General features: G+C 71.3%; 22 protein-coding genes. 14 read left to right on the top strand and 8 right to left on the bottom strand.

From position 1 onward, the window contains the following. Nucleotides 1-95: 95 nt before the first annotated feature. From POF73_RS13465 to POF73_RS13450, 4 genes are all read left to right on the top strand, one after another. Nucleotides 96-488 carry a hypothetical protein gene (locus tag POF73_RS13465; protein WP_272114932.1) on the top strand — a complete coding sequence of 131 codons (393 nt, stop codon included), beginning with the start codon at nucleotides 96-98 and terminating at the stop codon, nucleotides 486-488. Then, the gene (locus tag POF73_RS13460) at nucleotides 485-1,273 is read left to right on the top strand and encodes a transcriptional regulator (protein ID WP_272114931.1); all 789 of its coding nucleotides are present in this window, start codon (nucleotides 485-487) and stop codon (nucleotides 1,271-1,273) included. The genes POF73_RS13465 and POF73_RS13460 overlap by 4 nt, the downstream gene beginning before the upstream one ends. A 79-nt stretch (nucleotides 1,274-1,352) precedes the next feature. Continuing rightward, nucleotides 1,353-1,865 carry a roadblock/LC7 domain-containing protein gene (locus POF73_RS13455; protein ID WP_272114929.1) on the top strand — a complete coding sequence of 171 codons (513 nt, stop codon included), beginning with the start codon at nucleotides 1,353-1,355 and terminating at the stop codon, nucleotides 1,863-1,865. A 14-nt stretch (nucleotides 1,866-1,879) separates the two neighbouring features. Beyond that, the gene (locus POF73_RS13450) at nucleotides 1,880-2,254 is read left to right on the top strand and encodes a hypothetical protein (RefSeq protein WP_272114927.1); all 375 of its coding nucleotides are present in this window, start codon (nucleotides 1,880-1,882) and stop codon (nucleotides 2,252-2,254) included. Nucleotides 2,255-2,274: 20 nt separating this feature from the next. Here the strand turns inward: POF73_RS13450 and POF73_RS13445 are convergent, their stop codons facing one another. From POF73_RS13445 to POF73_RS13435, 3 genes are all read right to left on the bottom strand, one after another. After that, nucleotides 2,275-2,862, bottom strand: a complete 588-nt coding sequence (locus POF73_RS13445) for a hypothetical protein (RefSeq protein WP_272114924.1) — start codon at nucleotides 2,860-2,862, stop codon at nucleotides 2,275-2,277. An 88-nt stretch (nucleotides 2,863-2,950) separates the two neighbouring features. Then, complete coding sequence (locus POF73_RS13440) at nucleotides 2,951-3,811, bottom strand: MurR/RpiR family transcriptional regulator (RefSeq protein ID WP_272114923.1); 861 nt, start codon at nucleotides 3,809-3,811, stop codon at nucleotides 2,951-2,953. Then, on the bottom strand, nucleotides 3,808-5,325 hold the full coding sequence (locus tag POF73_RS13435) for an aromatic amino acid ammonia-lyase (RefSeq protein ID WP_272114922.1): 1,518 nt from the start codon (nucleotides 5,323-5,325) through the stop codon (nucleotides 3,808-3,810). Before POF73_RS13435 ends, POF73_RS13440 begins: the two co-directional genes overlap by 4 nt. A gap of 141 nt (nucleotides 5,326-5,466) precedes the next feature. On the opposite strand from POF73_RS13435, the gene POF73_RS13430 reads away from it, so the two are divergent. The 5 genes from POF73_RS13430 to POF73_RS13410 all read left to right on the top strand — a co-directional run bounded on the left by POF73_RS13430 (nucleotide 5,467) and on the right by POF73_RS13410 (nucleotide 9,273). Further along, nucleotides 5,467-6,501, top strand: coding sequence for an ABC transporter ATP-binding protein (locus tag POF73_RS13430; RefSeq protein ID WP_272114921.1), 1,035 nt, complete (start codon nucleotides 5,467-5,469; stop codon nucleotides 6,499-6,501). After that, nucleotides 6,498-7,139 (top strand): ABC transporter permease, encoded by a 642-nt coding sequence (locus POF73_RS13425; RefSeq protein ID WP_272114920.1) that lies wholly within the window; start codon nucleotides 6,498-6,500, stop codon nucleotides 7,137-7,139. The genes POF73_RS13430 and POF73_RS13425 overlap by 4 nt, the downstream gene beginning before the upstream one ends. A gap of 1 nt (nucleotide 7,140) precedes the next feature. Continuing rightward, the gene (locus POF73_RS13420; RefSeq protein ID WP_272114918.1) at nucleotides 7,141-7,803 is read left to right on the top strand and encodes an ABC transporter permease; all 663 of its coding nucleotides are present in this window, start codon (nucleotides 7,141-7,143) and stop codon (nucleotides 7,801-7,803) included. Nucleotides 7,804-7,828: 25 nt separating this feature from the next. Continuing rightward, nucleotides 7,829-8,761 carry an ABC transporter substrate-binding protein gene (locus POF73_RS13415; protein ID WP_272114917.1) on the top strand — a complete coding sequence of 311 codons (933 nt, stop codon included), beginning with the start codon at nucleotides 7,829-7,831 and terminating at the stop codon, nucleotides 8,759-8,761. A gap of 71 nt (nucleotides 8,762-8,832) precedes the next feature. Then, nucleotides 8,833-9,273 (top strand): hypothetical protein, encoded by a 441-nt coding sequence (locus POF73_RS13410; protein ID WP_272114916.1) that lies wholly within the window; start codon nucleotides 8,833-8,835, stop codon nucleotides 9,271-9,273. A gap of 22 nt (nucleotides 9,274-9,295) precedes the next feature. Here POF73_RS13410 and POF73_RS13405 read toward each other — a convergent pair whose 3' ends face one another. Then, nucleotides 9,296-10,060: an SDR family oxidoreductase gene (locus tag POF73_RS13405; RefSeq protein WP_272114915.1), complete on the bottom strand. Its 765-nt coding sequence runs from the start codon at nucleotides 10,058-10,060 to the stop codon at nucleotides 9,296-9,298. Nucleotides 10,061-10,211: 151 nt separating this feature from the next. On the opposite strand from POF73_RS13405, the gene POF73_RS13400 reads away from it, so the two are divergent. Further along, nucleotides 10,212-11,069 carry a helix-turn-helix transcriptional regulator gene (locus POF73_RS13400; protein ID WP_272114914.1) on the top strand — a complete coding sequence of 286 codons (858 nt, stop codon included), beginning with the start codon at nucleotides 10,212-10,214 and terminating at the stop codon, nucleotides 11,067-11,069. Between the two features lie 328 nt (nucleotides 11,070-11,397). Here POF73_RS13400 and POF73_RS13395 read toward each other — a convergent pair whose 3' ends face one another. Further along, nucleotides 11,398-12,786 carry a cystathionine beta-synthase gene (locus tag POF73_RS13395; RefSeq protein WP_272114911.1) on the bottom strand — a complete coding sequence of 463 codons (1,389 nt, stop codon included), beginning with the start codon at nucleotides 12,784-12,786 and terminating at the stop codon, nucleotides 11,398-11,400. A gap of 167 nt (nucleotides 12,787-12,953) precedes the next feature. On the opposite strand from POF73_RS13395, the gene POF73_RS13390 reads away from it, so the two are divergent. The 3 genes from POF73_RS13390 to POF73_RS13380 all read left to right on the top strand — a co-directional run bounded on the left by POF73_RS13390 (nucleotide 12,954) and on the right by POF73_RS13380 (nucleotide 16,458). Continuing rightward, on the top strand, nucleotides 12,954-13,979 hold the full coding sequence (locus POF73_RS13390; protein WP_272114910.1) for an SGNH/GDSL hydrolase family protein: 1,026 nt from the start codon (nucleotides 12,954-12,956) through the stop codon (nucleotides 13,977-13,979). A 180-nt stretch (nucleotides 13,980-14,159) separates the two neighbouring features. Then, a complete protein-coding gene (locus POF73_RS13385) occupies nucleotides 14,160-15,380 on the top strand; it encodes an acetyl-CoA C-acetyltransferase (RefSeq protein WP_272114909.1) in 1,221 nt (406 codons plus the stop codon). Nucleotides 15,381-15,675: 295 nt separating this feature from the next. Continuing rightward, entirely contained in the window at nucleotides 15,676-16,458 is a 783-nt protein-coding gene (locus POF73_RS13380) for a hypothetical protein (RefSeq protein WP_272115030.1), read from the top strand. 114 nt (nucleotides 16,459-16,572) lie between these two features. On the opposite strand, the gene POF73_RS13375 is transcribed toward POF73_RS13380, so the two are convergent. Next, nucleotides 16,573-16,884: a hypothetical protein gene (locus POF73_RS13375; RefSeq protein WP_272114908.1), complete on the bottom strand. Its 312-nt coding sequence runs from the start codon at nucleotides 16,882-16,884 to the stop codon at nucleotides 16,573-16,575. A gap of 94 nt (nucleotides 16,885-16,978) precedes the next feature. Here POF73_RS13375 and POF73_RS13370 point away from each other — a divergent pair, with 94 nt between their 5' ends. Continuing rightward, entirely contained in the window at nucleotides 16,979-17,209 is a 231-nt protein-coding gene (locus POF73_RS13370; protein WP_272114907.1) for a DUF4287 domain-containing protein, read from the top strand. Between the two features lie 63 nt (nucleotides 17,210-17,272). Here POF73_RS13370 and POF73_RS13365 read toward each other — a convergent pair whose 3' ends face one another. Together POF73_RS13365 and POF73_RS13360 are read right to left on the bottom strand one after the other, a co-directional pair. Next, complete coding sequence (locus POF73_RS13365) at nucleotides 17,273-18,166, bottom strand: Bax inhibitor-1/YccA family protein (RefSeq protein WP_272114906.1); 894 nt, start codon at nucleotides 18,164-18,166, stop codon at nucleotides 17,273-17,275. 214 nt (nucleotides 18,167-18,380) lie between these two features. Further along, on the bottom strand, nucleotides 18,381-19,556 hold the full coding sequence (locus POF73_RS13360) for a 4-hydroxybenzoate 3-monooxygenase (RefSeq protein ID WP_272114905.1): 1,176 nt from the start codon (nucleotides 19,554-19,556) through the stop codon (nucleotides 18,381-18,383). Between the last annotated feature and the right edge of the window lie 69 nt (nucleotides 19,557-19,625).

Genomic DNA, 19,625 nt, shown 5'->3' with positions numbered 1-19,625 from the left:
GTTCCACTGGAAAATGCCCGAACGCTCACTCGCCGCACACACGTTGCGTAGTTTCAACGTCACTCAGGCGAACCCCAGGCGGGAGGGGAGCGACGGTGCCCGGAATCGACGAGTGCTTGCTGGAGACGATGAGGCTGCCCGGTGCACGGGGGGCGGCGCTGGTCGACTGGACGAGCGGGCTGGCCCTGGGCACCGTGGGCGACCCTCCGGGCGGTGACCACGAGACGGCGGCCGCCGAGGCCGCGGAGCTGGCACGGCTGGCCGCCGAGCAGCACGCGTTCGGGCCGGCCGACGGCTCCGACGACATGGATCCGCCGGTCGAGGACGTGATCCTCAGCAACCGGGACAGCTACCACGTGCTGCGGTTCGTGCCGACGACGTTCGACAGCAGCGTGGTGCTGTACCTGTGGCTGGCCCGCGCGGACGGCAACCTCGCGCTGGCCCGCATCCGGCTGGGCGAGATGGCCGAACGGCTGGTGCTGGCATGACCGTGGTCGGAACCACCCCGCCGCCGCGCCTGCCCGTCCGGGACGCGTCGGCGGCCCGGGAGCGGGCGCGGGGCGTGGTCTCGCCGATGCTGACCCGGCTCGCGGAGGAGCGGGCCACCGGCGTGCTGGCCCGTGAGCACGGCGCGCTCCACCTCGTCGAGGGCCAGGTGGTGCACGCCGAGAGCCCGCTCGCACCCAGCCTCGGCCTGCTCCTGACGACCCACGGCGCGCTCGACGCCGAGACCTGGCAGGACGCCGAGGACAACGCCGACGAGGGGCGGCTCCTGCGGCGCGGCCTACCGCCGGGGGCGCTGGAGCTGGCCCAGGTGAGCGCGCTGTACGACGCCGCGTACTTCGCCCTCGCCCCCAGCAGCGCGCCCGGCCGCTTCCGCTACGGCACCGCGCACTGGCTCGCCGGCGTTCATCCCGTGGCGGTCGACGACCTGGAGCGCGAGACGCTGCGCCGCCGCGCCCTGCTGCGCCGCATCTGGCCCGACCCGGCGACGGACGCCGCGCCGCTGATCCGGGCCGACCCGGTGGCGGCCCCCGCGGTCCCGTCCCGGCAGGCCGCCGTACTCGCGAGGGTGGACGGCGTGCGGCGGGCCACGGACATCGCGCGGGAGCTCGGCAGACCGGCGTTCCACACGCTGGTGCACATACGGCGGCTGGCCGCGGCGGGGCTCGTGTCCTCGCAGCCGCCGCCCATGGACGACCACCCACCCGACGCCGCCGATCCCTACATCGCGCTGCTGAAGAGGGTCAGGGATGCGCTGGAGGCCCTTTGACCGCAAACCCTTCGAGGACCGCGAGCCGGTCGGGGTGCCGCGCCCGCCGCAGCGGTCCCGCGCCGAGAGGAGAAACCTGATGGCGGCCGAGGCCCCGCTACTCGACGAGTTCCGCCGGCTCAGAGCCCGTGTGCCCCAGCTGACCGGGGCGCTCGCGGCCGGCGTGGACGGCCTCGTCCTCGCCCACGACACGCCTGGCGTCGAACCGGACGGCCTCGCCGCGCTGACCGCCGCCGCACTCGGTGTCGCACAGCGGATGACGGACGCGACCGGCCGGGGCGACTTCCGCGAACTGCTGGTGCGCGGGGCCGACGGCTATGTGGCGACGTACGCCGCGGGCGACACCGCCGTGCTGACGCTGCTCGCCAAGGACGGCGTCAACGTCGGCCGACTGCATCTGGAGGGCCGCCGCGCCGGTGCCCGCATCGGCGAGCTCATCGACGCGGAGGCGGCGCCGCCCCGCAGGAGCCCCGCAAAGAGCTCTGCCAAGGAGCCGAAGGAGTCCAAGGAGACCAAACCCATGCCCACCCGCACGAGAAACGCGCGCACGACCCGCACCACCGCCAACGCGCGCACCACTACGGACAGTTGAGAGGAACCCCCATCATGGCCAACACCGAGACCACCCTGAAGGAATGCCTCGCCTCCATCGAGGGTGCGACCGGCGTCGCGCTCGTCGACTACACCAGCGGCATGGCCCTCGGCACGCTCGGCGGCAGCAAGAGCTTCGACCTCAATGTCGCCGCCGCGGGCAACACCGACGTGGTCCGCTCCAAGATGCGCACGATGGAACACCTCGGCCTCAAGGGCGGCATCGAGGACATCCTGATCACCCTCAGCGACCAGTACCACCTGATCCGGCTGATCACCGGGCGCGGGGGCAACGGACTCTTCCTCTACCTGGTCCTCGACGCCAAGCGGGCCAACCTCGCCATGGCCAGGCACCAGCTGAAGAAGATCGAGGAGGACCTGGAGGTCTGACGGAGGTCCGGCCCACCGACCTACACGAGCGCCGCGGTGCGGCGGCGGGCCCCGCCCGGGGCCGCGTCGCCCGCGGCGATGCCGGTACTGCGGTAGGCCTTGACGGCCTTGCCCGCCGGCCGGCCGCCCCGGCCGTCGAGCCAGTCGACCCGCACCCACAGCAGGGCGTTCTCGGCCCGCTCCCGCCGGCCCAGCCAGGACGCCTTGAGCCGCAGCCCCGCCCCGCACCCGGCGAGCAGCATCCCGCCCGTCGCCGGCACCACGAACGCGCTGCCCAGCGCGGCGAGGAACGCGAGCAGCAGCCACCAGCGGTGGCCACGGCGCCAGTTGCGAACGGCCACGGCACGGTCCTGGAGCACATCGTGCTTGCCGGCGCGGGCGGCCGAGCGGCTCAGGGCGACGTACCGCTTGCGACGGGCGTACGCCACGACCGGCACGGCGACGATGAACAGCGCCGCTCCCGCCAGCACCCCGATCCGGCGTCCCGTCATCCCCGGCACCAGCGCCCCGATGCCGGCCGCGAACACTCCGAGCCACCACAACGGCGCCGCCCCTGCCCGTACGACGACGGCCACCCGAGCCAGCCCCTGCCCACCTGCGCGTGCCACGTCCCGCCTCCCGTATCGCGTCTGTCCACTTGCTGTGCGCGCACGCTAGCCAGCGAACGTGAGACGAGCCTTAAGACGGCTCAGGAACTCACTCGACGAACAGTCCCCGGGCCGCCGCCCGCGCGTCGAACTCCTCCAGCCGCGCCTGGGCGTCCGGCAGGTCGTCGCACATGGCCTCCAGCAGGACCCGGCCCAGCAGCATCGGCGCGCAGGCCGTGTCGAAGGCAAGGCCGGTGCCGACGGCGGCGGGCAGCAGCAGGTCGGAGACCTTGGCGACCGGCGCGAACGCGGAGTCGGCGACGGTGACGACCGTCAGCCCGGCCTCCTTGGCATACGCCAGGGTGTCCACGACCTCGCGCGGATGCCGGGGCAGTGCGAAGCAGAGCAGGGCGCTCGCGCCGGCCCGTACGGCGGCGTCGATACGGTCCTGGATCATCGTGCCGCCCTCGTCCAGCAGCCGTACGTCCGGATGGACCTTGGCGGCGAAGTACGAGAAGCCGTACGCCTGGGAGGCGGCGGCGCGCAGACCGAGCACCGGCAGGGGACGCGAGGCGGCGAGCAGCCGTCCGGCCTTCTGCACCGGGCGCGGGTCGGCCAGCACCTCCGCCAGATGCCGCAGGTTCTCGATCTCGGCCTCGACGGCCTGCTGGTACTCGTTGTACGAGCCGGTGTCCGCCGCCTGCTCGACGGGTGCGACCTCGCGCAGGTGCTTGCGCAGCGCCGGGTAGCCGTCGAAGCCGAGGGCGACGGCGAAGCGGGTCACGGACGGCTGGCTGACCCCGGCGAGCTCGGCCAGTTCGACGCTGGACAGGAAGGGCACGTCGCCGGCCCGCCGCACCATGCTGTGGGCGATGCGCCGCTGGGTCGGCGTGAGCCGGTGCCCCTCGAAGAGCGCCTGCAACCGCGCGGCGGGGCTGTCCGTCCCGCCCGTGTTCCTGTCCGCGCTCATGCCGCGCTCCCCCTCCAGATCTCCGTGAACCGGTCCAGCAGTGCGGCCGCCGCCGTCACGTCGTCGGTGAGCGGACGGTCGGCCGGGTCGTCGTCGAGCACCGACTCGGCCAGCTCCATCGCCCGGCCGATCGGAAGCTCAGGGTCGGGCCTGAGGCCGCGCTGGCGCAACGCCCGTACGGCGGCGACGAGTTCACAGCCGACGACGAGACGGTACGCGCCGCACGCACGCAGTGTCTGCCGCGCGGCGAGCGAGGCGAAGCTGGCCTGCTCCTCCACGCCCCGGGAGAGTACAGCGTGGCCGAGCGAGGCGGGGGCGGAGAAGGCGCGCAGATCACCGAGGGCGGCCGCGGCGGCGTACTCCAGGATCATCACGCCGGACGAGGCGGGCTCGTGGTCGGCGAGGAAGGGCTTGAGGCGGGTGTAGGCGGGCTCGTTCAGGGTGGACAGACGGGACGTCGACAGCCGCGCCACCTGGGTCAGGGCCAGCCTGAAGTGGTCCAGGGAGAGGGCGAGTTGGGCCTGGTAGAAGCCGCCGTGATGGTAGGCCGCCATGTCCTCGGGGGAGATAAGAGGGTTCTCGGCGGCGGCGTTGATCTCCACCGCGAGCACCTCCTCCAGGGCGTCGGCGGCATCGTGCGCCGGGCCGTGGATCTGGGGCAGACAGCGGAAGCCGTACGGGTCCTGGATCCGGCCCAGCGGAGGGGTCGGGCGGTCCTCGGCGCCGATCAGCTCCCGCATCCGGCGGGCGACCTCGGTGCTCCCCCGGTGCGGCCGGGCGGTGTGCACGGGGGCGGCGTACGCCTCGTGGGAGCCGTCGACCGCGAGCAGTGACAGGGCGGCGACGACCTGGGTGGCGGCGACGAGGCCGCGCAGTTCGTGCAGGGCGAGGGCCGCCTGGCCGAGGGTGAGGGCGTTGCTGCTGATGAACGCGAGGGCGTCGTTGTTGTCGAGGGGCTGCGGCTGCGGCGCACCGGAGCCGCGCCAGGGGTGCTCGCCGGCCAGCGCGAGGCCGGTCTGCGCCAGGGCCGCGAGGTCGCCGGTGCCGACCGAGCCGAACTCGTTCACGACCGGGTGGGCGCCGCTCCCCAATGCCTCGCACAGGGCGGTGATGACGGTGGGGCGCAGGCCCGCGCCGCCGGCCAGCAGCTGGTTGGCGCGGACGGCGAGCATGGCCCGGACCTGTCGGGCGGGCAGCTCCTCGCCGATGGCACCGGCGTGGCTGCGCAGCAGACGCAGGCCGTGTTCGGCGGCGGCGTCGGTGGGCACGTCCTCGTTCCGGTTGGCGCCCACTCCGGTGGAACGGCCGTAGACACGGCCCGTAGCGGCGATGAGGCGGGCGGCGTCCCAGGACTCCTCGGCCCGCTTCATCGCGTCGGTCGCCGGGACCGGCCGCGCGGTCCCGTCGGCGAGGCGCGCGACGCCCTCGACGCCGAGCCCGATTCCGTCGAGGACGACCAGTCCGGTGTAGCCGGAGGGCACGGCCTCCGGCGCGTCCACGATTCGAGACGACATCAAGCCCAAACTCCCCTCAACCCGGACATCACGTCTTGCCCTTCGGTCATCCGTTACTTCGGATTTACACCAACCCGTTGACAACCTATTCAGCTACCAAGAACTCTGCATGACGTTATACAGCCGGGCAAGGGACATCTCATGATCCAGTTCGACGCGGTCCACAAGCGCTTCCCCAACGGCACGACAGCAGTCCATGATCTCTCCCTGGAGATGCCGGAGGGCGGCGTGACCGTCCTCGTCGGATCCTCCGGTTGTGGCAAGACGACCACCCTGCGGATGATCAACCGGATGGTGGAACCGACCTCCGGCACCATCAAGGTCGGCGGCCAGGACGTCACCCGCCAGGACGCCGCCGAGCTGCGCCGCTCCATCGGGTACGTCATCCAGCAGGCGGGCCTGTTCCCGCACCGCACGGTGCTGGACAACATCGCCACGGTGCCGCTGCTGCTCGGCTGGAGCCGCCGCAAGGCACGCGCGAAGGCCGCCGAGCTCCTGGAGACCGTTGGCCTCCCCGCCGAGACCGGCCGCCGCTACCCGCACCAGCTCTCGGGCGGCCAGCAGCAGCGCGTCGGCGTCGCCCGCGCGCTCGCCGCCGACCCGCCTGTACTGCTGATGGACGAGCCGTTCGGCGCGGTCGACCCGGTCGTGCGCACCCAGCTCCAGGACGAACTCCTGCGTCTGCAGAAGGAGTTGAGCAAGACCATCGTCTTCGTCACGCACGACGTCGACGAGGCCGTACGGCTCGGAGACCAGATCGCGATCTTCCGCACCGGCGGCCATCTCGTCCAGTGCGCCTCCCCCGCCGAACTGCTCGCCCGCCCCGCCGACGACTTCGTGGCCGACTTCCTCGGCGCCGAGCGCGGCCTGAAGCTGCTGTCCCTGCGGACCCTCGCCGACGTCCCACAGAGCCCGGCACCGGAGGGGGACACCTGGAGCCTGGTCCTGGACGAGGCGAACAGGCCCGTCCACTGGGCGTCGCAGGACACCGAGATCCCCGTACGACCGCTCAAGGACGGCGACTCCCTGCTCGCGGCGCTCAACGAGTCCATCGCCTCCCCCACCGGCCTGATCGCCCGGGTCGACGCGGACGGCGTCCTCACCGGTGTCACCTCCCGCGACGCCATCCACGAGCACGCGGGCCAGGCGCACTCGGAAGCCCGGGTGGCGGCATGACCGTCGACTGGTCGTGGATAGGCGACCACACCGACGACCTCACCACCCTGACGATCTCCCACCTCCAGGCCGCGCTCACCGCCGTCTTCCTGGGCGTCCTGATCTCCCTGCCCCTCGCGGTGATCGCCCACCGGATCCGCCCCCTGCGCGGTTTCCTGCTGGGCCTGTCGAACGTCCTGTTCACGATCCCGTCGATCGCGATCTTCGTACTCCTGCTCCCGGTCTCCGGCCTCACCCGCACCACCACCGTCATCGGCCTGACGGTCTACACGCTGGTGGTCCTGCTCCGGAACACGGTCGAGGGCCTGGACTCGGTCCCGGTGAAGGCGAAGGAGGCGGCGAAGGCGATGGGCACGCGCCCGCTGCGCACCCTCCTCACCGTGGAGTTCCCGCTCGCGCTCCCCGTGATCATGGCCGGCGTGCGGATCGCAACCGTCATGTCCATCTCCCTGGTCTCGGTCGCGACCTACATCGGCGACGGCGGCCTGGGCCAGCTCTTCACCGACGGCTTCCAGCGCAACTTCCCGACCCCGGTGATCGTCGGAGTGGTCCTCACGCTGCTCCTGGCCGTGGTCGCGGACGCAGCTCTGGTCGCCCTCCAGTACGTCCTGACCCCCTGGCGGAGGCGGCGAGCCTGACATGTACGAACTCTTCAAGAACCTCGGCGCCTGGCTGGTCGGCAGCGAGCAGTGGACCGGCCCGGACGGCATCGCGCACCGCCTCGCCGAACACCTCCAGTACTCCCTGCTCGCCACGCTCATCGCGGCGGCGATCGGCCTCCCCCTCGGCCTGCTGATCGGCCACACCGGCAAGGGCGCCTTCCTCGCGATCAACCTCGCGTCCTTCGGCCGCGCCCTGCCGACCGTAGGCCTGGTCGTGCTGGTCTTCCTGGCCGGCGGACTGTCCATGCTCCCGGTCTACGTCGCGCTGGTCGCCCTCGCGGTCCCGGCGATCGTCACCAACACCTACGCGGGGATGACGGCCGTCGACCCGGACGTGAAGGACGCGGCGCGCGGCCAGGGCATGCGCGGTCACCAGGTCCTCCTCCAGGTGGAGCTGCCCCTGGCCCTCCCGCTGATCATGACGGGCCTGCGCCTGGCACTGATCCAGGTCGTGGCCACGGCCACCATCGCCGCGTACGTCTCCTTCGGCGGCCTGGGCCGCTACGTCTTCGACGGCCTGGCCCAACGCGACCTGGTGCAGGTGCTCGGCGGGGCGGTGCTCGTCGCCGTGGTCGCCGTGCTCCTCGACCTGGCCCTGTCCGGCCTCCAGCGCTTCCTCTTCCGCCACCGCACTGCCTAGGGACCATTCGATGAACCGTCACTCGATGAACCGACGCACGCTCCTCGGCGGCCTCCTCGCAGCCGCCTCCGTCCCCGCCCTCGCCGCCTGCTCCAGCGGCATCACCTCCCTCGAAGGCGGGGGCTCCGCCGGGTCCGGCGGCGGCTCCAGCAAGGGCGGCCTCACCATCGGCACCGCCAACTTCACCGAAAACCAGGTGCTCGGCTACCTCTACGCCGCCGTACTCGACGCGGCCGGAGTGAAGGTCACCGTCCGCCCCAACCTCGGCACCCGCGAGATCCTCATCCCCGCGCTCAAGGGCGGCGACATCGACCTGCTCCCCGAGTACCAGGGCGCCCTGCTGCACTACGTCGCCCCCAAGGCGACGGCGACGGAGGAGGGCGAGATGCAGAACGCCCTCACCATCGCGCTCCCGAGCGGCCTCCAGGTGCTGCCGTACGGCATGGCCGAGGACTCGGACGCCTTCGTCGTCACCCGCGAGACGGCCGAGAAGTACGGCCTGACCTCCCTCGCCGACCTGACGAAGCAGAACGGCAAGCTGGTGATCGGGGCGGCGCCCGAGGTCAAGAAGCGAGAGGTCGGCGCGGTCGGCCTCAAGGACGTCTACGGGGTCGAGTTCAAGGAGTTCAAGTCACTGGACTCCTCCGGACCACTCGTGAAGGGCGCCCTGAAGAAGGGCGACGTGGACGTGGCGAACCTCTTCACCACGGACACGGACATCCAGGCCAACGGCTGGGTGGTGCTGACCGACCCCAAGAACCTCATCCCCGGCCAGCACGTCGTCCCCCTGATCGCCGACCGCAAGGCCGACTCCACCGTCCGCAAGGCCCTCGCCCGCCTCGGCAACACCCTGACCACCGCCCAGCTCACCGAACTGAACCGGCAGGTCGACAAGGACAAGAAGGACCCCGAGGACGTGGCGAACGCCTACGCGAAGGAGCACGGACTGGTGAAGTGACGGCGCACCCCCTTACGAACAGGGGGGCTATCCCCAGTGCAGCCGTCGGCCCCGCTGCCTACCGTGGGCTCATGACGGGAATGGACGCGCGGGACACCGAGCTCAAGAAGGAACTCAATGCCTCTCTGCAGGCCCGCAGGGAGCTGGGTGAGGAGTACGAGTCCGCGCTGGTCGACTCGTTCATGGAGAAGGTCGACCAGCGCATCGACGGGGCGGTCGAGCGCCGGATGCGGCGGCAGCTGGCCGAGCAGCAGATGACGGTGGCCAGGGGCGCGCGGTCGCCCAGGCCGACGGACTCCTTCGGCGAGCGGTTCGGCTTCGGCATCGTCTCGCTGGTCCTGGCGGTCCCGCTGTCCGCGATCGGCGCCGGCACCGCCCATCTGCCCGGCCTGCTGGTCACCTGGATCGGCATCGTCGGCGTCAACGTCGTCCAGGCGGCCCGCACCAACCCCGGTCTGTTCCGGGGCTGGCGCCGCAGGTCGGCCAAGGACGAGGACCGCTGGGAGGACTGAGCCTCCCGACCGGCCGGGGCGCTCACGCCTGCCGGGTCGGCAGCACCACGACCTGGCGCAGGTTCATGTGCCGGGGGCGGCTGGTGACGTAGGCGACGAGATCGGCGATCTCCCCGGCCGCCAGCGCACCCATCGCCTCGACCATCCCGCCGACCTGCTCCCGCAGACCGTCGTTGTCGATGTGCGAGGCGAGCTCGCTCTGGGTCAACCCCGGCTCGATGTTGGTGACCCGCACGTCCCGCGGCCCGAACTCGCCTCGCAGCAGTGCCGAGAGATGGGTGACGGCGGCCTTCGTCGCCCCGTACACGGCGTAGTTGGTGAAGCCGGTGACATGCGCGCCGATGGACGAGACGTTCACCAGGTCCGCGCTGCGGCCCTCGGCGGCGGCGCCGGTCAGGTCGTCGGCGAGGGCACCGATGACGCGCAGGACACCCATGACATTGGTGTCGAGCATCCGCTGCCACTCGTCGACGCGTGCGTCCGCGATCGGGTTCGGCAGCATGACGCCGGCGTTGTTGACGATCAGATCGACGGTCCCGTAGGCGTCGTGGATCCGGTCCACCGCGGCGGCCACGGACGCGTCGTCGGTGACGTCCGCGACCACGGCCAGCGCCTCTCCGCCCTCGGCCCGGATCTTCTCGGCGATCGACTCCAGCCGCTCACCGCGCCGCGCGAGCAGCGCGACCTTCGCCCCCTGCGCGGCCAGCAGCACGGCGACGGCCTCGCCGATCCCGCTGGCGGCCCCGGTGACGACGGCGGTACGTCCGGCCAGGTTCTCGTACGACATGGAGGTGCTCCTCGGATGGGTGGTCCGCCGGGGCGTCCCCCCGGCCTCGTCCACCACCCTCGGCCGCCCGGGCCGCCTTACCCAGGGATGAGCTTTTCCTGGGTCTGCCAGTACCAGGTTCCGCGTCGACGGCTCCCCTACGATCGAACCCATGAACGGGGACCTCGGAGATTTCCTGCGCTCGCGCCGCGCCCGCATCCAGCCCGAGGAGGTGGGGCTGGCCTCCTACGGCCGGCGCCGGGTGCCCGGGCTGCGCCGCGAGGAGGTGGCGCAGCTGGCCGGGGTGAGCGTCGACTACTACATCCGGTTGGAGCAGGGCCGCGGGCCTGGGGGCACCTCCCGGACGAAGTCTGGGGGAGTCTCGGACGCCGTGCTGGACTCGATCGCCCGTGTCCTGCGGCTGGACGAGACCGAGCACGCCTATCTGCACGCGGTGGCCCGGCCGTCGAAGAAGGGCGAGCGCCGCCGCAGCGCGCCACGTGTCCGCCCCGGCATCCAGCTGCTGCTGGACAGCATCGAGCGCACCCCGGCCTTCGTCCTCGGCCCCGCCATGGACGTACTGGCCTGGAACTCCCTCGCCGACGCCCTGAACGGCTTCGGCCGCATGGCCCCCGACCGGCGCAACGTCGTCCGCCAGCTCTTCCTCGAACCCGAGGGCCGCGACCTCTACCCCGACTGGGCCGCGGTCGCCGCCCAGACCGTCGCCAACCTGCGGCTGAGCGCGGGCGCCCACCCCGACGACCGCGGCGTGCGCGAGCTCGTCGGCGAACTCTCCCTCAAGAGCGAGGAGTTCCGCCGCCTGTGGGCCGACCACCAGGTCAAGGCCTGTATGTACGGGGTGAAACGCCTCCAGCACCCGGTCGCGGGCCTGCTGACCCTGCCGTACGAGTCACTGACGCTCCCGGAGACACCGGAACAGACGCTCGTCGTCTATACGCCGGAGCCGGGTTCGGAGACAGTCGAGAGGCTGGCGCTGCTGGGAAGCTGGGCGTCCAGTCCCGGCCGCTGAAAGAGATTTGCGCGGGGACCGCCGCACCCCCGTTGCCGGGGGGCGGGACGACGGCGGTCCCCGCGAGGGACGCGTGCCGGGTCAGGACCGGGCTGCGCGTCCGTGGCGTCCATGGAGGTCCGGGAGCCGCTCCGGAGGTCCTTGGACGTTCGGCGCCGGCTGGGGCGGGGAGCCGCTCCCGCCCTGCCGACACCCACTAATGTGCCGGACCCGTGTTAAGCGGGTGCTGCGTGAACGTGTCGCGCTCGTACCAGTTCCGCGACAGCCCGGGCGGCCCCGGTCACCGCAAGTTCGCCGCGGACACGGCCCGTTCACCGCAGGTTTGCCGCTACTTCCCGCCCTTGGCGAGGAACGCCAGCAGGTCCTGCCGGCTGACCACACCGGTCGGCTTGCCCTCGACGAGGACGATCGCCGCGTCGGCCGCGCCCAGTACGGACATCAGGTCGCCGACCGGCTCACCGGAGCCGACCTGCGGCAGCGGGGCCGACATGTGCTTCTCCAGCGGGTCGTCGAGCGAGGCCCGCTTGGTGAACAGGGCGTCGAGCAGCTCCCGCTCGACGACGGACCCGACGACCTCGGCGGCCATCACGTCCGGGTGACCGGCGCCCGGCTTCACGATCGGCATCTGCGAGACGCCGTACTCGCGCAGCACCTCGATGGCCTGACCGACCGTCTCGTCCGGGTGCATGTGGACGAGGGACGGGATGGCGCCGTGCTCCTTGTCGTTGAGGACGTCACCGACGCGCGCGTTCGGGCCCTCGTCCTCCAGGAAGCCGTAGTCGGCCATCCACTCGTCGTTGAAGATCTTGCTGAGGTAGCCGCGGCCGCTGTCGGGGAGGAGGACGACCACCACGTCGTCGGGCCCGAGCCGCTCGGCGACCTTCAGCGCGGCGACGACGGCCATGCCGCAGGAGCCGCCCACCAGCAGGCCCTCCTCGCGGGCCAGGCGCCGGGTCATCTGGAAGGAGTCCTTGTCGGACACGGCGACGATCTCGTCGGCGACGGTCCGGTCGTAGGCGGTGGGCCAGAAGTCCTCACCGACGCCCTCGACGAGATACGGCCGTCCGGATCCGCCGGAGTACACGGAGCCCTCGGGGTCGGCGCCCACGACCTGCACCTTGCCGTCGCTGGCGTCCTTCAGATAGCGGCCGGTGCCGGAGATGGTGCCGCCGGTGCCCACGCCCGCCACGAAGTGGGTGATCTTCCCCGCCGTCTGCTCCCACAGCTCGGGGCCGGTGGAGTGGTAGTGGGAGAGGGGGTTGTTGGGGTTGGAGTACTGGTCCGGCTTCCACGCGCCGGGCGTCTCGCGCACGAGCCGGTCGGAGACGTTGTAGTAGGAGTCCGGGTGCTCGGGATCCACCGCGGTGGGGCACACGACCACCTCGGCCCCGTACGCCCGCAGGACGTTGATCTTGTCGGTGCTCACCTTGTCGGGGCACACGAAGATGCACTTGTAGCCCTTCTGCTGGGCCACGATGGCGAGCCCGACACCGGTGTTGCCACTGGTCGGCTCGACGATCGTGCCGCCGGGCTTGAGCGCGCCGCTCTCCTCCGCGGCCTCGATCATGCGCAGGGCGATGCGGTCCTTCACGGAGCCGCCCGGGTTGAAGTACTCGACCTTGGCCAGGACGGTCGCCCGGATGCCCTTGGTCACGTTGTTGAGCCTCACCAGCGGGGTGTTGCCGACGAGACTGATCATCGAATCGTGGAAATGCACCGTTGTCTCCGGTAGCTGCAAAAAGATGTGGTCGTAGTGGTTCCGCCAGCCTAAGGCCCGGTGGCCCGCACGGGCCCGTGAAGGTCGTTCACGCGCCGTTGGGATTGGGCCACGGTCCGTGCGGGGCAAGCAGTGGATGTACGGCTTCGAGGAGGTGGCTGCGACGCATGACGAGCATGTCGAGGGCGCGGGTGGCCCGGCGGATCGCGGCGGGCGCCGCGTACGGCGGAGGCGGGATCGGCCTGGTCGGCGCGGCGGCCGTCGGTGTCGTCCTCGCCGAGGTCCGGCTGGCCAGGCGCCATGTGGGCAACGGCACGAGCAACCACGTACCGAGCGCCGACGGACGGTACGGCCGCACGTACGACACCCCCGGTGAGCCGCCGCTGCGGCTGACGATGCTGGGTGACTCGACGGCCGCGGGCCAGGGTGTGCACCGGGCGCAGGAGACGCCGGGCGCGCTGCTGGCGTCGGGGCTGGCGGCGGTGGCGGAACGGCCGGTCGACTTCCGCAACGTGGCGCTGCCGGGGGCCCGTTCGGACGACCTGGACCGCCAGGTGGCCCTGGTGCTCGCCGATCCCGCGTTGGTGCCCGAGATCTGCGTGATCATGATCGGCGCGAACGACGTCACGAACCGGATGCCGCCGACGCGTTCGGTCCGTCACCTCTCCGCGGCGGTACGGCGGCTGCGCACGGCCGGTGCGGAAGTGGTGGTCGGCACCTGTCCCGACCTCGGCACGATCGAACCGGTCCAGCAACCGCTGCGCTGGCTGGCCCGGCGCGCCTCACGCCAGCTGGCGGCCGCCCAGACGATCGGCGTGGTCGAACAGGGCGGCCGCACGGTGTCGCTGGGCGACCTGCTCGGCCCGGAGTTCGCGGCCAACCCACGTGAACTCTTCGGCCCCGACAACTACCACCCCTCGGCGGAGGGCTACGCCACGGCGGCGATGGCGGTGCTCCCCACGGTCTGCGCGGCCCTCGGTCTCTGGCCGGCCGAGGAGGAGCGCCCCGACGTCACCCGCCGCGAGGGCTTCCTCCCGGTCGCCCGCGCCGCGGCCGAGGCCGCCTCGGAGGCGGGTACGGAGGTCACGGCAGCGATGCCGACGGGGCCGAAGGGGCCATGGGCACTGCTCAAGCGCAGGCGCCGTCGGCGCGTACCGGAGCCGGACCGGACCCCGGCGACACCGTCTTCCTGAGAGCGCTCGGGAGGGAGTCCGGGAGAGAGCTCGGGAGAGAGCTCGGGGGAGAGTCCGGGGCGAGGAAAGCAAGCGCTTAGAAAATTGCGGTGAGGGTCACATCGCCATGCCCGTGACCTGACTCGTACGTACGGGTAACTTCCCACACAGCCCTGCCCCCGGTAAGCCACTGGAGCCGTGATGCCCGAAGCCGTGATCGTCTCGACCGCCCGCTCCCCCATCGGCCGCGCCTTCAAGGGCTCCCTGAAAGACCTGCGCCCGGACGACCTGACCGCCACCATCATCCAGGCCGCCCTCGCCAAGGTCCCCGAGCTGGACCCCCGCGACATCGACGACCTGATGCTCGGCTGTGGCCTCCCGGGCGGCGAGCAGGGCAACAACCTCGGCCGGATCGTCGCCGTACAGATGGGCATGGACCACCTCCCGGGCTGCACCATCACCCGGTACTGCAGCTCTTCCCTGCAGACCTCCCGCATGGCCCTGCACGCCATCAAGGCCGGCGAGGGCGACGTCTTCATCTCGGCCGGCGTCGAGACGGTCTCCCGCTTCACCAAGGGCAACTCCGACAGCATCCCGGACACCCACAACCCGCTCTTCGCCGAGGCCGAGGCCCGTACCGCCGCGGTCGCCGAGCAGGAGGGCACGACCTGGCACGACCCGCGTGAGGACGGCCTGGTCCCGGACGCCTACATCGCCATGGGCCAGACCGCCGAGAACCTCGCCCGGATGAAGGGCATCACCCGCCAGGAACTGGACGAGTTCGGCGTCCGCTCCCAGAACCTCGCCGAGGAAGCCATCAAGAACGGCTTCTGGGAGCGCGAGATCACGCCGGTCACCCTCCCCGACGGCACGGTGGTCAGCAAGGACGACGGCCCGCGCGCCGGCGTCACCATGGAGGCCGTCGGCGGCCTGAAGCCGGTCTTCCGGCCCGACGGACTCGTCACCGCCGGCAACTGCTGCCCGCTCAACGACGGCGCCGCCGCGCTCGTCATCATGTCCGACACCAAGGCCCGCGAGCTCGGCCTCACCCCGCTCGCCCGCATCGTGTCGACCGGCGTCTCGGGCCTGTCCCCCGAGATCATGGGCCTCGGCCCGGTGGAGGCGTCCCAGCAGGCCCTGCGCCGCGCCGGCCTCACCATCGACGACATCGACCTGGTCGAGATCAACGAGGCGTTCGCCGCCCAGGTGATCCCCTCCTACCGCGACCTGGGCATCGACATCGACAAGCTGAACGTCAACGGCGGCGCCATCGCCGTCGGCCACCCCTTCGGCATGACCGGCGCCCGCATCACCACCACGCTCATCAACTCCCTCCAGCACCACGACAAGCAGTTCGGCCTGGAGACGATGTGCGTCGGCGGCGGCCAGGGCATGGCGATGGTCATCGAGCGCCTCAGCTGAGCCCCTCGACGCAGACCTCTCAGTAGTCAACTCACGACCCACCGTGAGCCAATGGCCCAGAACCCGGAAAACTCCATGGTTCTGGGCCGTTTTGTGATCCAATCTCCCCCAGGATGTGACCTATCTCCCTCCGCGGAGGGATTTACGCAGCTCAGAGCCGTTGCACCACCAAACCCCAGGCCCAAAGTCCTGTCCGTTTCGTGACGTTACGCACTGACAGCTGGATAGTCCGCCCTTCAAGCTGATGTAGGAAGTCGGGGGTCGACTTTGAACCGGGAGTACGTCAGTGAGCGCCATGCCGATCGCCTTGCTGCTCACCACGGCCGCCACCGGCGCCGTGGGCGTCGCCGTCCTGCGCACCCTCATGGTGCTGCGCCGACAGGTCGCGGCCCTGCACACCGAGCTGGCACAGAACAACGCCGCAGCGGCCCGCGGTCTCGTCCCGCAGGCCCGCCTCTCCGCCGACGCCGATGAGATACGCGCCGCGGTGGCAGAGGCGCTCGCCGAGGAGCGTGAGCGGGAGCTTGCCGAGGCGCGCGCCTTCTGGGCCGCCCAGGAGTCCCGTGACGCCTCCGACTCGCCCACGCTGCTGGGCCTGTCCGACAGCGAGCTCTTCCTGCCCCGCCAGGCCGACTTCGCGGGCCTGGAGCACCTGGAGCCGGTCACCGAGCCGACCGCGGACACGGACGAGTTCGCCGGGGAGTCCCCCGAACTGGCCGCGGCCCGCCGCCGCCACCCCTCCCACCCGGACTTCGTCCCGGTGCAGTCACCGGCCGTGAACGATCACGAGCGCACGGTCGCCACCCTTGAGGACCTGGCCGCCTCCGCCACCGAACTGACCGACGTCCGCCCCGGCCCGCTGGGCACCCTCGACGTCTACGTCTTCGCCGACGGCACCACCCTCTGCATGACCCCGGGCCACCGGGAAACGGCCGAACGCCTCGCCACGGCCCTGCGAGCGGGCGACACCCCGGTCCTGCTGGGCGGCTCGGGAGTCTCGGGCGCGTACACCCTGACCTTCGCGTGCGGCGAGGAGAACGTCTACATCCTGGCGGACAGGGTCATAGCGAGCCTGTAGCTCTGCAGCGCCGGTGAACGCAGCGCCCTTCAGGGGCGCGGGGCTGTATCGATTTGCGGCTCCGCCGCGTGGGCGCGACAAGCCCCCCCACAAGCCCGCAGCCGCCCGCGAGCCTCAGACCCCCGCCCGCTTCTGCGCTTCCTCCACCAACCGCACCGCTTCGGAAACGTCGGCTTCGGTCTCAAGGACCACCGCCAGATCATGCACGGCGACGGTGATCTGATCCGCCGCGGCAAACATCCCCGCATCCGGCATCTCCCGAGGCTCACCCCCCGGCGCCTCCAGAACCTGCGCCCACCGAGCCAACTCCCGGGCCAGCCGCAGAGCCTCCGTCGCCGCACCTCTCTGCAGCCGACTCTGCGGCGCCGCCCTCAAACGGTCGGCGAAGTGATCCACGGCCCGGGTCAAACGCGTCGTATCAACCACGCCGTGAGCGTACGCGACTGTTGCCAACGGGCGAACGCTCAGGCACGGTGACCTGAAGGACCGGCTTACATCCCCTTTGCGTCCGGAGGCGCCGATGTCCCACGTCCTCTCCGAGGAGACCCACCGCAACATGCTCGCCCGCATCCCCCACTGCACCGGTCGTGAAGTCTCCGACTGGCTCCGCACCGTAGAAGAAGGACCGGCTCTCATCCGCTTCGAGGAGAAGGTCAGCTGGCTCCGCCACGAATACGACCTCGCGTACGGCCACGCGAAGGCGATCGTCCATGAGTACGACCTGAGGAGGGCGGCGCGCAAATTCCTCTAGGCGCGCGCAGACGACGAAGGGCCCCGGGAGACCCGGGGCCCTTTGCTGCACAACCGTCGCAGATCAGTCGTTGTTGAGGATCGAGATGAGCCTCAGGAACTCCATGTAGATCCACACCAGCGTCATGGTGAGGCCGAAGGCGGCGAGCCAGGCCTCCTCGCGCGGCGCGCCGTAGGCGATGCCGTCCTCGACCTGCTTGAAGTCCAGGGCGAGGAACGCGGCGCCGAGCAGGATGCCGATGACACCGAAGACGATGCCGAGCGGGCCGCTGCGGAAGCCGAGGCCGTCACCGCCGCCGAAGACGGCGAACAGCAGGTTGACCGCCATGAGCAGGATGAAGCCGAGTGCGGCCGCCATCACGAAGCCGTAGAACCGGCGGTTGACGCGGATCCAGCCGGCCTTGTAGGCGACCAGCACCGCGGCGAAGACCGCCATCGTGCCGATCACCGCCTGCATGGCCGCACCGCTGGCGATGCGGTTGTCGACGACGCTGGAGACGACGCCGAGGAAGACACCCTCCAGCGCGGCGTACGACAGGATCAGCGCGGGCGAGGCCTTGCGCTTGAAGGACTGCACGAGCGCCAGCACCATGCCGATCAGACCGGCGCCGATGGCAATGCCGTAGGACCGGCTGATGTGCGCGTCGTCGACCGGCAGCAGGGCCCAGGCCAGCGCGGCCGTGACGATCAGCGTGCCGAGCGTGGTGCCGGTGCGCAGGATGACGTCGTCGATCGTCATCCGGCCGGTGGCGGCCGGGGCCTGCGGCGGCGCGCCGTACTGCACGCCCTGCTGGGCATACGGGTTCTGGGCGTACGGGTTGCCGGCCTGCGGCTGGGCGTACGGGTTGCCCTGCGTGCCGACAGCGGCGCCCCCGGCCTGCGGCGCGGTGTTGAAGCCCGCGTAGCCGTTGTCGCGGCTGAACCCCCGTCGCGAGAAGACCGGGTTGCTGCTCCTCATTTCACTCCTCCATGGCCGCCGTGCGCGGCCTTGGCTCAAGAGTAATAGGTAGGCAAAGGATTGACCCTAGTGCTTGGGGAGGATCTTTCCCTCGTCGTGGTGCGCAACACGCTACGCGGCCGGGTGATTCCCAGCCACGGAGGGGCTCATTCATGACGAACCTGGTACGTGGCCGGAATCGATCGGAGATCACTCGCCCGGCCCCGGCACGCGCTCACCCGAACGGGAACCCGGTGTACGCCTCGGCGAGGTCCGTCTCGGCGGCCCTCGACCCCGCGATCCGCTCCAGCCGCGCCAGCTGGAGCCGGTCCTCGAAGGGCGTGGCGTCGGGGGCGCGGTGCAGCAGCGTCGTCATGTCGTAGGAGAACCGCTCGGCCTGCCAGACGCGGCGCAGACAGGTGGCGGAGTAGCCGTCGAGCAGCTCCGACGAGCCCGTCTCCCTCTCGTACGTCAGTGCCCGCGCGAAGGTGACGACGTCGCCGACGGCCAGATTCAGGCCCTTCGCACCCGTCGGCGGCACGATGTGCGCCGCGTCCCCGGCCAGGAACAGACGGCCGTGGCGCATGGGCTCGTGGACGTAGGAGCGCATGGGCGTGACGGACTTCTGGGTGATGGGGCCGCGCTCCAGGCGCCAGCCGTCGGCGGTCTCGAAGCGGCGCTCCAGCTCCGTCCAGATCTGGTCGTCGCTCCATTCCTCGGCGTCGGTGCCCTCGGGCACTTGAAGGTAGAGGCGGGAGACGGACGGGGAGCGCATGGACAGCAGGGCGAAGCCGCGGTCGTGGCGGGCGTAGACCAACTCGTCGTGGGAGGGGGCGACGTCGGCCAGGATGCCGAGCCAGCCGAAGGGGTACGTCCGCTCGAAGACCCGGGTCAGTTCGGCGGGGATCGCCTTGCGGGACACGCCCCAGAAGCCGTCGCAGCCGACGACGTAGTCGCATTCGAGGACGTCCTCCACGCCCTCGTGGCGGAAGCGCACGCGCGGGCTGTCGGTGTCGGCGCCCTCCACCGCGAGCGCCTCCGCCTCGAACAACAGCGGGCCGCCCTCCTTGAGTTGGAGGGCGATGAGGTCCTTGCAGACCTCGGTCTGGGCGTAGACCATCACGGACCGGCCGCCGGTGAGGGCGGGGAAGTCGACGCGGTGGCGCTTGCGGTCGTAGCGCAGTTCTATGCCGTCGTGCCGCAGGCCCTCGCGGTCCATCCGCTCCCCGGCGCCGCCCGCGCGCAGCACGTCGACCGTGCCCTGCTCCAGGATCCCGGCGCGCTGGCGGTGCTCGACGTAGGCGCGGTCGCGGCTCTCCAGGACGACCGAGTCGATGCCGGCGTTGTGGAGCAGCCGGGCGAGGAGGAGGCCGGCGGGGCCCGCTCCGATGATGCCGACGGTGGTGCGCATCGGTCGCTTCCCTTCGCGTGTTCGTGTAGTGAAGTTTTATTCACCATTGCCTGACGCGAGTCTCCGACG

The organism is Streptomyces sp. HD (genome assembly GCF_028369295.1).
Classification (GTDB): Bacteria; Actinomycetota; Actinomycetes; order Streptomycetales; family Streptomycetaceae; genus Streptomyces.
Note: the sequence above shows the minus strand (reverse complement) of the source record. Positions and strands in the feature narration are given on the sequence as shown.

Bases quoted from the DNA above. Each gene is read 5' to 3' on its own strand.
- POF73_RS13410 (WP_272114916.1), top strand. From the start codon at position 8,833: ATGACGGGAATGGACGCGCGGGACACCGAGCTCAAGAAGGAACTCAAT.
- POF73_RS13435 (WP_272114922.1), bottom strand. From the start codon at position 5,325: ATGTCGTCTCGAATCGTGGACGCGCCGGAGGCCGTGCCCTCCGGCTAC.
- POF73_RS13380 (WP_272115030.1), top strand. From the start codon at position 15,676: ATGCCGATCGCCTTGCTGCTCACCACGGCCGCCACCGGCGCCGTGGGC.
- POF73_RS13420 (WP_272114918.1), top strand. From the start codon at position 7,141: ATGTACGAACTCTTCAAGAACCTCGGCGCCTGGCTGGTCGGCAGCGAG.
- POF73_RS13390 (WP_272114910.1), top strand. From the start codon at position 12,954: ATGACGAGCATGTCGAGGGCGCGGGTGGCCCGGCGGATCGCGGCGGGC.
- POF73_RS13425 (WP_272114920.1), top strand. From the start codon at position 6,498: ATGACCGTCGACTGGTCGTGGATAGGCGACCACACCGACGACCTCACC.
- POF73_RS13460 (WP_272114931.1), top strand. From the start codon at position 485: ATGACCGTGGTCGGAACCACCCCGCCGCCGCGCCTGCCCGTCCGGGAC.
- POF73_RS13370 (WP_272114907.1), top strand. From the start codon at position 16,979: ATGTCCCACGTCCTCTCCGAGGAGACCCACCGCAACATGCTCGCCCGC.
- POF73_RS13385 (WP_272114909.1), top strand. From the start codon at position 14,160: ATGCCCGAAGCCGTGATCGTCTCGACCGCCCGCTCCCCCATCGGCCGC.
- POF73_RS13430 (WP_272114921.1), top strand. From the start codon at position 5,467: ATGATCCAGTTCGACGCGGTCCACAAGCGCTTCCCCAACGGCACGACA.
- POF73_RS13400 (WP_272114914.1), top strand. From the start codon at position 10,212: ATGAACGGGGACCTCGGAGATTTCCTGCGCTCGCGCCGCGCCCGCATC.
- POF73_RS13440 (WP_272114923.1), bottom strand. From the start codon at position 3,811: ATGAGCGCGGACAGGAACACGGGCGGGACGGACAGCCCCGCCGCGCGG.
- POF73_RS13415 (WP_272114917.1), top strand. From the start codon at position 7,829: ATGAACCGACGCACGCTCCTCGGCGGCCTCCTCGCAGCCGCCTCCGTC.
- POF73_RS13365 (WP_272114906.1), bottom strand. From the start codon at position 18,166: ATGAGGAGCAGCAACCCGGTCTTCTCGCGACGGGGGTTCAGCCGCGAC.
- POF73_RS13360 (WP_272114905.1), bottom strand. From the start codon at position 19,556: ATGCGCACCACCGTCGGCATCATCGGAGCGGGCCCCGCCGGCCTCCTC.
- POF73_RS13455 (WP_272114929.1), top strand. From the start codon at position 1,353: ATGGCGGCCGAGGCCCCGCTACTCGACGAGTTCCGCCGGCTCAGAGCC.
- POF73_RS13405 (WP_272114915.1), bottom strand. From the start codon at position 10,060: ATGTCGTACGAGAACCTGGCCGGACGTACCGCCGTCGTCACCGGGGCC.
- POF73_RS13450 (WP_272114927.1), top strand. From the start codon at position 1,880: ATGGCCAACACCGAGACCACCCTGAAGGAATGCCTCGCCTCCATCGAG.